Source organism: Burkholderia sp. LK4, from assembly GCF_001043615.1.
GTDB lineage: Bacteria > Pseudomonadota > Gammaproteobacteria > Burkholderiales > Burkholderiaceae > Burkholderia > Burkholderia cepacia.
Window position 1 is genome coordinate 147,849 of sequence record NZ_LDUL01000006.1, and the last position, 10,196, is coordinate 158,044.

Below are 10,196 nucleotides of genomic sequence, written 5' to 3' on the forward strand. Positions count from 1 at the left end.
TATACCGATATCACATCCTGTCAATTGCTGCGACGGGGGTGCCTCTTTATGCTGGCGCGTCGAGCCTTGTTTTAAGCATGAATCTTCGGATGTGCGACCGACGTGCCGGGAGGGTGCGGCTAAGCGGGACGCACGCACTATAACTTGAACTTATGGTCGTGTCGATTGCGGTAGCCCCGGAACGGCACGTACCGGATGCGTGGAGCGAAGCAGAAATGGATCTGAACATTGGAGGCCGCTGGGCGCTGGTCTGCGCGGCCAGCAAGGGGCTGGGCAAGGGCTGCGCGCAGGCGCTCGTCGCCGAGGGCGTGAACGTCGTGATCACCGCGCGCGGCAGCGATGCGCTCGAGGCGACGGCCCGCGAATTGCGTGAACTCAATCCGGCCGTCGCGGTGGTAGCGGTGGCGGGCGACATCACGACGAGCGCGGGCCGTGCGGCGGCGCTCGCGGCCGCGCCGCACATCGACATTCTCGTGAACAACGCGGGCGGCCCGCCGCCGGGTGACTTCCGCGAGTGGACGCGCGACGACTGGATCGCCGCGCTCGACGCCAACATGCTGACGGCGATCGAACTGATCAAGGCGACCGTCGACGGGATGACCGCACGCGGCTTCGGGCGCATCGTCAACATCACGTCGAGTGCGGTGAAAGCGCCGATCGACGTGCTCGGCCTGTCGAACGGCGCGCGCACCGGCTTGACCGGATTCGTCGCGGGCATCGCGCGGCAGAAGCGCATCGCGGCGCGCAACGTGACGATCAACAACCTGTTGCCGGGATTGTTCGACACCGATCGTCTGAAGAAGGCGACGGAAGCCTCCGCGCAGGCGGAGGGAACGGACTACGAAGCGATGCGTGAAGCGAAGCGACGGAACGTGCCGGGCGGGCGCTTCGGCACGGCCGAAGAGTTCGGTGCGGTCTGCGCATTTCTGTGCAGCGCGCACGCGGGCTATCTGACGGGGCAGAACGTGCTGCTGGACGGCGGCGCGTATCCCGGGACGTTCTGATCCCGCGAGCGGCGGCGCCCGCCTGCCCGGGTCACGAGACGCACCCGGGCATGGTCCCGCCCGCGTTACTTGATCACGAGCGGATTGACCGGCGCACCGGTGCCGCCGACGATCTTCAGCGGCGCGGCCGTGTACAGGAACTGCCACTGTCCGTCGCGCGCGCAGTCTTGCGCGAGCGCGTCGAGCAGCACGACCTCGGTGAACACGACACCGAGGTTGCGCATCAGCGCGTTGTGCAGCGGGATCATCACGCCCGATGCGGGGTCGACGGTGACCTCGTTGCCCATCGTGTCGGTGACGAGGTTCGGGATCTCCATCTCACGGAACCATTCGACGAGCTCGCGGCTGAACGTGAGGCCCGGCTCGATGTAGTCGCGATAGAACTCGGCCTCGTCGCGCTCGTAGAACGATCCGATCCAGCCGGTGCGGATCAGCAGGATGTCGCGCGGCTCGATCGTCACGCCCTGCGCGCGCGCGGCTTCGAGCAGATCGTGGTGATCGAACGTCTCGCCCTTGTCGAGCACGCGCTTGTTGCGATGGCGCGCGATGTCGATCAGCACCGCGCGGCCGACGATCCCGCGCTCGGCGATCGGCAGGATGCTCGCGCGATCGAGGCCGCCGACCGTGCTCAGCGCGTCATACCCGTTCCACAGCGTATCGTCGTACCACACGTGGCCGAGCGCATCGCACTGCGTCGAGCCCTGCACGTGCATGAAGATCACGTCGTCCGCGTATTCGACGTTGCCGTCGAAGTGCGCCTTGCCCGCGAGGAAGTGACCCTTGTCGAGCACGTTCATCCGCATCGACGGGCGCCGCCCCGGAAACAACGGCTCGCCCTTCGCGTGGCCGATATCCACCTGCAGCGTGAAGGTCCGGCCCTGGCGCACGGCGCCGATGCCGCGCATCACCTGTTCGGCCTGCAGATAGTTCAGCGCGCCGACTTCATCGTCAGGCCCCCACTTGCCCCAGTTGGTCGGCAGGCCCTCGAGTAGGCGCTTGACGTCCGGGCCGTCGGCCGGTTTCTGCACACACATGATCGTCTCCATCGTTATGGTCGACGTGATCCCGGAGCGGTTTTCCCTTCGGGCATTCGACGTCGGACGGACGCGCCCGGTATGGCGCGACGCATGATCAGTATGAAGATCGCACCGCGCATCCGGTATTGAGAGCAACTCATAGCGTTATAAAAAGCTGTCATGCGTGAACTATTGACGCACGCGGGGCGGTTTTGAAACCATCGGGGTCATTCGAGGCGACGCCGCATGCGTGTCGACGCCGACGCATTCATACGTACGACGGAATATCGCGTGCGCAGTCGATTGATCCACACAGGAAACGGAAATGAACATTGCAGGCAACTTGCTGATCGGTCAGCACGCACGACGCGGCACTCACGGCGTCACGTACGCGGTCGACGCGGCGAGCGGCGAACGCATGGAGCCGGCCTTCGGCGGCGCGAGCGTCGTCGATCTCGATGAAGCGTGCGCGCTGGCCTGGGCGGCCTTCGACGCGTATCGCGAGACGTCACCGGAGGCGCGCGCGCGGTTTCTCGGGGCGATCGCAGCCAACATCCTCGCGCTCGGCGATGTGCTCGTCGAGCGCTGCGTCGCGGAATCGGGCCTGCCGCGTGCGCGTGTCGAAGGCGAGCGCGGCCGCACGGTCGGTCAGTTGCGCATGTTCGCCGGCGTCGTGCGCGCGGGCGACTACCTCGAGGTGCGCATCGATCCTGCGCAGCCGGATCGCCAGCCGGCGCCGCGTCCCGATTTGCGCCTGCGCCACATCGGCCTGGGCCCCGTCGCGGTATTCGGCGCAAGCAATTTCCCGCTCGCGTTTTCGGTGGCGGGGGGCGATACGGCATCGGCACTCGCGGCCGGCTGCCCGGTGATCGTGAAGGCGCACTCGGCGCACCCCGGCACGTCGGAACTCGTCGGGATGGCCGTGCAGCAGGCCGTGAAGGACTGCGGGATGCCCGAAGGCACGTTCTCGCTGCTGTTCGGCAGCGGTCGTGAAATCGGTCAGGGGCTCGTGCGCGACCGACGCGTCAAGGCGGTCGGCTTCACCGGCTCGCGTCACGCGGGCACCGAGCTGATCGCGATCGCGAATGCACGGCCCGAACCGATCCCCGTCTATGCGGAGATGAGCAGCATCAATCCGGTGCTGCTGTTCCCGCATGCGCTCGAACAGTGCGGCGATGCGATCGCGCATGCGTTCGTGCAGTCGCTGACGCTCGGCGCCGGCCAGTTCTGCACGAACCCGGGGTTGATCTTCGCGGTGGAAGGGCCGGCGCTCGATCGCTTCATCGCGACGGCGGCGGAGCGGCTTGCGCAGGCGCCGGCCGCGACGATGCTCACGCCGGGAATTCACCAGGCGTTCGAGCGTGCGGTAACCGCGTTTGCACAGCATCCGCAGGTGCAGACCGTCGCACGCGCGAATGCGCCGACCGGTGCGAACCAGGGGCAGGGTGCGCTGTTCTCGACGAGCGCTGACGCGTTCCGTGAAACCAAGGCGCTGCACGAGGAGATTTTCGGCGCGGCATCGCTGATTGTCCGGTGCGCCGACCTGAAGACGATGCTCGCGCTGATCGAGTCGCTGGAAGGGCAGCTGACGACGGCGATCCATATCGACGAAGCCGATTACGCGGACGTGCGCACGTTCCTGCCGGCACTGGAGCGGCGCGCGGGCCGTGTGCTGGTCAACGGTTTCGGCACGGGTGTCGAGGTTGCGCATGCGATGGTGCATGGCGGCCCGTATCCGTCGACCGCGGACGGACGCTCGACGTCGGTCGGCAGTCTTGCGATCCGTCGTTTCCTGCGGCCGGTCAGCTATCAGGACATGCCGGATGCGCTGCTGCCCGACGCATTGCGCACGAGCAATCCGTGGGCGCTCAACCGCCTGCTCGACGGGAAGGTCACGCTCGCGAAGTAAGCGGCGAGCGACAGCAAGCGGGGCGCCATGCGGCGACGGCGCCCTGCGTTTTCCCCGGATTACTTGCCGACCGCCGCGACGACCTCCTCGCCGGTCAGGATCTCGCGGAAGATGCCGACCAGCGGCCGCAGGTTGACCTTGTGCCACGCGGCCCACAGCGGCGTGCGGTAGCTGAACCACGGCAGCTCGCGCAGCACGACGCCTTCCGGCACCTGGTGCCGCAGGCTCTGCTGGATCATCGTCACGCCGAGCCCGGCGGCGACGAGCCCGAGCGCCGCGAGCGGCTCGGTCGCTTCCACCGAGATGTCCGGCGAAAAGCCGGCCTTTGCACATGCCGCGACGAATGCGCCATGACGCGGCGCGCTTTCCTGCTGCGTCACGCCGATCCACGCCTGCGAGGCGAGATCGTCGGCGACGAGCGTCTTCTTCTTCGCGAGCGGGTGCCCGTCGGGCACCGCGAGCAGCATCGGGTCGTTCAACACCATCATCGAATCGAGTTCGGGATCGTCCGGCGCGGGCGGCTCGGTGACGAGCGCGATGTCGAGGCTGCGCTCACGCAAGCCTTCGAGTTGCGCGGCGGATTGATAGTTGTACAGCGCGATGTGTACCGACGGACGATCGGCGCGCAGCGTCTTCAGCGCGCGCGGCAGCACGCCCGAGTGCGTAGCCGTTTCCAGGTAGCCGATGCACAGGCCGCCTTCGTCGCCGCGGCCAAGCCGGCGCGCGAGCGATTCGAGCCGGTTCGCGTGGCGCAGGAACGCATGCGCTTCGCTGAGGAACGTGCGTCCGTCACGCGTCAGACGAATGCGCTGCTGGCTGCGTTCGAACAGCGTCAGGCCGAGCTTTTCCTCGAGCTGCGCGATCTGGCGGCTGAGCGGCGATTGCGAGATGTGCAAGCGTTCGGCCGCGCGGCCGACGTGTTCCTCTTCCGCGACCGCGATGAAATACTGAAGCTGGCGGATGTCGAGCATATAAGACCTTCTGGGACTCAAGTTTGATGGATTATGTCTTGGACAGACTTATTCATGCAACCTAGACTGGGTTCACTTTCCTGTCAGACCCGGAGCACCACATGAGTCTCAAAGACACGCTGCCGGCCGACAACCGGCTCGGTTTCGGCGCGGCGCCGCTCGGCAACATGTTCCGCGACATTCCCGACGCTGAAGCGATCGCCACCGTCGAAGCCGCGTGGGCGCGCGGTATCCGCTACTTCGATACCGCGCCGTCTTACGGCGCCGGCCTGGCCGAATCGCGCCTCGGCGATGCGCTCGCCGCCCATCGCCGTGACGACTACGTCATCAGCACGAAGGTCGGCCGCCTCGTGCTCGACGAAATGGAAGACGCGAAGACGCGCGACTACGGCGAAAAGAGCGGGATCTTCGCGCATGGCCGCGCGAACCGGCTGGTGAGCGACTACTCGGCCGACGCGACGCTGCGCTCGATCGAGGACAGCCTGAAGCGCCTGCGCACCGACCGCCTCGACATCGTCTGGGTGCACGACATCGCGCAGGACATCCATGGCGACGAATGGCTCGCGCAGTTCGAGGCCGCGCGCAAGGGCGCGTTCCGCGTGCTGGGCAAGCTGCGCGAAGAAGGCGTGATCGGTGCGTGGGGCCTCGGCGTGAACCGCGTCGAGCCGATCGAACTGGTGCTGGATCTCGCCGAACCGCAACCGGACGGCATGCTGCTGGCCGGCCGCTACACGCTGCTCGATCACGAACGCGCGCTGCAGCGCGTGATGCCGGCGGCTGCGGCCCGCAACGTCGGGATCGTCGTCGGCGGCCCGTATAGCTCGGGGGTGCTCGTCGGCGGCACGCACTTCGAATACCGGAAGGCGCCGCCCGACGTCGTCGCGAAAGTCGAGCGCATCGGCGCGATCGCGGCGCGCTACGACGTGCCGGTCAAGGCGGCCGCGCTGCAGTTCGTGCTCGCGCATCCGGCGACGGCCTCGGTGATTCCGGGCGCGAGCCGGCCCGAGCGGATCGCGGAAGATTCAGCGGCACTGACGTTCGATATCCCCGCCGATTTCTGGCGCGAGATGCGCGAGCAGCAGCTCGTCGCGGCCGATGCGCCGCTGCCGATCGATCGCTGAGCCGCACCAAGCCGCCGACGACGTGACGAGGCCAGCTCGCGTGGGCCTCGTGGTTCCGGTGCAGGGGCGATCGATCGCGTGGCGGTCAGCCGCGGGTGCGCGGCCGGTAGTCGATCATGCTGGAGAACACCGCGATCAGCACGGCCATCACGACGAAGAACAGCAGCGCGAGGAAGTACGAGCCCGACCATTGCACGATCAGGCCGATCAGGATCGGCACCACGACGCCGACCATGCTGCCGCAGAAGTTCATCGTGCCGCCGAGCACGCCGGCGCGCTCGGGGCCGCCGACGATCGCCGGCAGGCTCCAGTACATCCCGCAGAAGCGGATGAAGAACATCGCGACGCTCAGCAGTAGCACGACCGCATGCGCGTTCGCGATATAGGCCGCCGCGAGGATGCATGCGGCCGCGATCAGCGACGATCCGCTGAACATCGTGCGCATCACGAGGTTCGGCGACGCGCCCGACGCCTTCCAGTGATCGCCGATGGTGCCGCCGATCAGTTCGCCGACGAAACCGGACATGAAGATGATGAAGGTCGCGCCGCCGGTCGTCGCGATGTTGAAGCCATAGGTCTTGTGCAGGTAGCTCGGCATCCACGTCAGCAGCCCGTAGAACACCGCGAGGATGCAGCTGTAGCCGGCGAACATCGCCAGCACCGAGCGGTCCTTCACGAGTTCGCGCAGCGGCACGCGTTCGCCCGCGGCCTTTGCCGGCGCGTTTTCGCGCGTGATGTGGTCGAGTTCGGCCGCATTGACGCCCGGATGCTCGGACGGATGGTTGCGGATATAGCGCCACACGAGCACGCCCACCAGCATCGTGCCGACGCCCGCGATCACGAACGCGATGCGCCACGAGCCGAACCACGCGATCAGCCCGGAGATCAGGATCGCGCCGAGCGCGCTGCCGAGCGGCGCGCCGCCGTCGACGAGCACCGCGCCGCGGCCGCGTTCATGCGGCGTCAGCCACGACCCGATCAGCTTCGCGCCGGCCGGGAACACCGGCGATTCAGAGAAGCCGAGGCCCATGCGCGTCAGCATCAGCAGGAACCAGCTGTGCGATGCCGCGCCGAGCGCCTGGAACGCGCCCCATGCGAGCGTCGCGGTCGCGATGATGCCGCGCGTGTGATAGCGGTCGAGCATCACGCCGACCGGAATCTGCATCAGCGCGTACGACCAGAAGAACGCGCTCAGCATCAGGCCTTCGAGCGCCGGCGACAGGTTGAATTCCGGCGCGATCAGCGGCATCGCGACCGACAGCGACGCGCGGTCGATGTAGTTGATCGCGACGAGCAGCAGCATGATCAGGAAGATGCGCCAGCGGACGTTGGTCGGCCGCGCGGCCGCGTCGAGCGAGGCCGGCGATGCCGGGATGGCGGGGGAAGTCGAGGGGGGCATGGGTGTCTCCGTCGTTATGGTTGCGGGGGCGATGGCATCGCCCCGTGCAGCGACTGTAGGGGCACGGCCGCGTCTTGCCTAATGACGCTTCGTGATCGCGTGATAACCAAACGGCACGGCGCGCGCGGGCAATAAGCGGACGTTATCGGGCGATCCGGTTTTTTCATTACCGGCGGCGAACGGCCGCTTGTAGTGTCTGGTGCGGAGACTTCACACGGAGAAAGCACCATGAGCCCATTCCAATACTTCTTTCCCACCACGCTGAAATTCGGCAACGGCCTCGCGCGCCAGGCCGGCGAACTGCTGAAGCCGCTGTTCAGCGGCAAGCTGCTGGTCGTGACCGACGAAGGCCTGATCAAGAGCGGCGTGCTCGAAGGATTCTTCACGTCGCTGCGCGACGCGGACGTCGCGTACGAGATCTTCTCGGGCGTCGAGGCGAACCCGAGCACGGCCGTGCTCGACAGCGCGCTGACGTTCTTGAAGGAGCACCGCTGCACCGCGGTGATCGGCGTCGGCGGCGGCAGCAGCATCGATACCGCGAAGGGCGTGGCCGCGATGGCCACCAACGGCGGCACGATTCTCGATTACGAGGGCTACAACAGGATTCCGGACGAACCGCTGCCGATCTTCGCGATCCCGACCACGTCGGGCACCGGCAGCGAATGCACGGCATCGACGGTGTTCACGAACAAGGAAACGCTGTTCAAGACGGTGATCGTCAGCCACAAGCTGTTCCCGAAGCTCGCGATCCTCGATGCGGAACTCACGCTGAAGCTGCCGGCCGCGATCACGGCCGCCACCGGCATGGATGCGCTCACGCATGCGATCGAGTCGTACGTGTCGAAGCAGGCGAACCCGGTGAGCCAGTCGCTCGCGCTGGGCGCGGTCCGCCTGATCGGGCGCAGCCTGCGCAGCGCGTTCTACGTCGGCTCCGATCTCGCGGCGCGCGAGGACATGCTGCTCGGCTCGTTCCTGGCCGGCGTCGCGTTTTCGCAATCGAAGCTCGGCAACGTGCACGCGATCTCGCACACGATGGGCGGCGTGTTCAACATCGCGCACGGCATCGCGAACGCGGCGCTGCTGCCGTACGTGATCGACTTCAACCGCCCGGCGTGTCCGGCGCTGTACCGCGACATCGCGGAAGCGCTCGGCGGCGACGTGACCGGTATCGATGCGGAAACGGCCGCGCGCGGGCTGGTCGAGCAGATCGTCGAACTCAATCGCGCGCTCGAGATTCCGTCGAACATCCGCGAGCTCGGCGTCGACCTCGCGCACCTGCCGCAGATGGTGGCCGACTCGATGCGCAGCGGAAACGTGCTCGTCAATCCGCGCCTGACCACCGCGCGCGACGTCGAAGCGATCATCCGCGCCGCGTACGCGGACGAACACTGAGCGCCCGCGAATACCGATTACCCGATTCGATTCAACCAGGAGCAGTCATGTATTACGAAATGCGGACCTACACGGTCCAGATCGGCAAGATGAACGAATACCTGCGCCACTTCGAGAAGGAAGGGCTACCGGTGATCTCCCGCTATGCGACGCTCGTCGGCTGGTGGTACACGGAGATCGGCGAACTGAACCAGGTCGTGCATATCTGGGCATACGAAAGCCTGGACGACCGCATCAAGCGCCGGACCGCGCTGTACGAAGATCCGGACTGGCTCGAGAAATTCGTGCCGAAGGCGTTCCCGATGCTCGAGAAGATGGAATCGAAACTGCTGCGCTCGGCCGCGTTCTCGCCGATCAGGTAAGCAGGTGATCCTGCAGCGTTTCGACGAGCAGGCGCGCGCCTGGCGACAGGTGCGCGAAGGAGCGCGCGACGACGCCGTACGGCTCGTCGAGCGCCGGGATCGCGACCGGCAGGCGCGCGATGAGGCCGAACCGTTCGCCGAATTCGGCGACTTCATGCGGGATGACCGCCACCAGTTCGGGGTTGGCCTGGAGCAGCGTGAGCGTTGCGAACGTCGACGCCGTTTCGATCGGATAGCGCGGCACCTCGATGCCGGCATCGGCGAGCGCGCGTTCGAGCGCGAGCCGCATCGGCGTGTTGACCGGATACGCGACCCATTCGGCCTCGGCGAGATCGGGCAGCGTCAGCGCGTCGCGCTCGGCCAGCGCATGCGTGCGCGCGGTCACGACCGCGAGCGGTTCGGATTTCAGCGGCACGTAGTCGTACGCTTCCGGGCGCCGGCTGTTGCCGTTGCGGCAGATCGCGAGATCGAGGCGGCCGTCGTCGATCAGCGCGAGCAGGCTCGCGCTGGTGCCTTCGACGATCTCGACCGACAGGTTCGGCTGGCGGCGGCGCAGGTCGGTCAGCGCGCGCGTGAGCAGCGGCACCGCGCCCATGATCACGCCGACCGCGAGGTGGCCGCCATGCCCTTGCGTGAGCGCGAGGACTTCGGTGTGCAGGTGTTCGAGGTCGCTGTAGATGAGGCGCGCGTAGCGCGTGACGCAGCGGCCGAGGTCGTTTGCGACGAGGCCTTTCGGTTGCCGCTCGAACAGCGGCATGCCGAGGATGTCCTCGATCTCGCGCAGTACCTTGGTGGCGCCGGGTTGCGAGATCGCGATTTCTTCGGCGGCCTTGTGCAGCGAGCCGTGGTTTTCGAGCGCGATCAGCAGCTTCAGCTGCTTGAGGCGAAGACGCGATGCGATGTTCGCGAGAGAGGGAACGGCCAGCGGCTTCATGGCAACGACCAAACCGAAAGCGCGCATTATAGCCCGTCCGGTTCTCGAATGATCTTGAGGATCGCTAAGAAGCTGTTGCGAAATTAAT

9 protein-coding genes are annotated in these 10,196 nt (G+C 66.7%); 5 read left to right on the plus strand and 4 right to left on the minus strand.

Going from position 1 to position 10,196, the window contains the following annotated elements:
- Window positions 1-215 precede the first annotated feature (215 nt).
- A complete protein-coding gene (locus VK92_RS02475; RefSeq protein WP_048029085.1) occupies window positions 216-1,004 on the plus strand; it encodes an SDR family oxidoreductase in 789 nt (262 codons plus the stop codon).
- Between the two features lie 65 nt (window positions 1,005-1,069).
- Here VK92_RS02475 and VK92_RS02480 read toward each other — a convergent pair whose 3' ends face one another.
- The gene (locus VK92_RS02480) at window positions 1,070-2,038 is read right to left on the minus strand and encodes a cyclase family protein (RefSeq protein WP_048029086.1); all 969 of its coding nucleotides are present in this window, start codon (window positions 2,036-2,038) and stop codon (window positions 1,070-1,072) included.
- A gap of 307 nt (window positions 2,039-2,345) precedes the next feature.
- On the opposite strand from VK92_RS02480, the gene VK92_RS02485 reads away from it, so the two are divergent.
- Complete coding sequence (locus VK92_RS02485) at window positions 2,346-3,929, plus strand: aldehyde dehydrogenase (NADP(+)) (RefSeq protein WP_048029073.1); 1,584 nt, start codon at window positions 2,346-2,348, stop codon at window positions 3,927-3,929.
- Window positions 3,930-3,988: 59 nt separating this feature from the next.
- Here VK92_RS02485 and VK92_RS02490 read toward each other — a convergent pair whose 3' ends face one another.
- Window positions 3,989-4,900: a LysR family transcriptional regulator gene (locus tag VK92_RS02490; protein WP_048029074.1), complete on the minus strand. Its 912-nt coding sequence runs from the start codon at window positions 4,898-4,900 to the stop codon at window positions 3,989-3,991.
- Window positions 4,901-5,001: 101 nt separating this feature from the next.
- Here VK92_RS02490 and VK92_RS02495 point away from each other — a divergent pair, with 101 nt between their 5' ends.
- On the plus strand, window positions 5,002-6,021 hold the full coding sequence (locus VK92_RS02495) for an aldo/keto reductase (protein WP_048029076.1): 1,020 nt from the start codon (window positions 5,002-5,004) through the stop codon (window positions 6,019-6,021).
- An 85-nt stretch (window positions 6,022-6,106) separates the two neighbouring features.
- On the opposite strand, the gene VK92_RS02500 is transcribed toward VK92_RS02495, so the two are convergent.
- A complete protein-coding gene (locus tag VK92_RS02500) occupies window positions 6,107-7,420 on the minus strand; it encodes an MFS transporter (RefSeq protein ID WP_048029077.1) in 1,314 nt (437 codons plus the stop codon).
- A gap of 228 nt (window positions 7,421-7,648) precedes the next feature.
- On the opposite strand from VK92_RS02500, the gene VK92_RS02505 reads away from it, so the two are divergent.
- The gene (locus VK92_RS02505) at window positions 7,649-8,812 is read left to right on the plus strand and encodes an iron-containing alcohol dehydrogenase (protein WP_048029079.1); all 1,164 of its coding nucleotides are present in this window, start codon (window positions 7,649-7,651) and stop codon (window positions 8,810-8,812) included.
- Window positions 8,813-8,859: 47 nt separating this feature from the next.
- Window positions 8,860-9,174, plus strand: a complete 315-nt coding sequence (locus tag VK92_RS02510) for an NIPSNAP family protein (protein WP_048029080.1) — start codon at window positions 8,860-8,862, stop codon at window positions 9,172-9,174.
- Here VK92_RS02510 and VK92_RS02515 read toward each other — a convergent pair.
- Window positions 9,167-10,135, minus strand: coding sequence for a LysR family transcriptional regulator (locus VK92_RS02515; RefSeq protein ID WP_331457806.1), 969 nt, complete (start codon window positions 10,133-10,135; stop codon window positions 9,167-9,169). The genes VK92_RS02510 and VK92_RS02515 overlap by 8 nt on opposite strands.
- Window positions 10,136-10,196 lie beyond the last annotated feature (61 nt).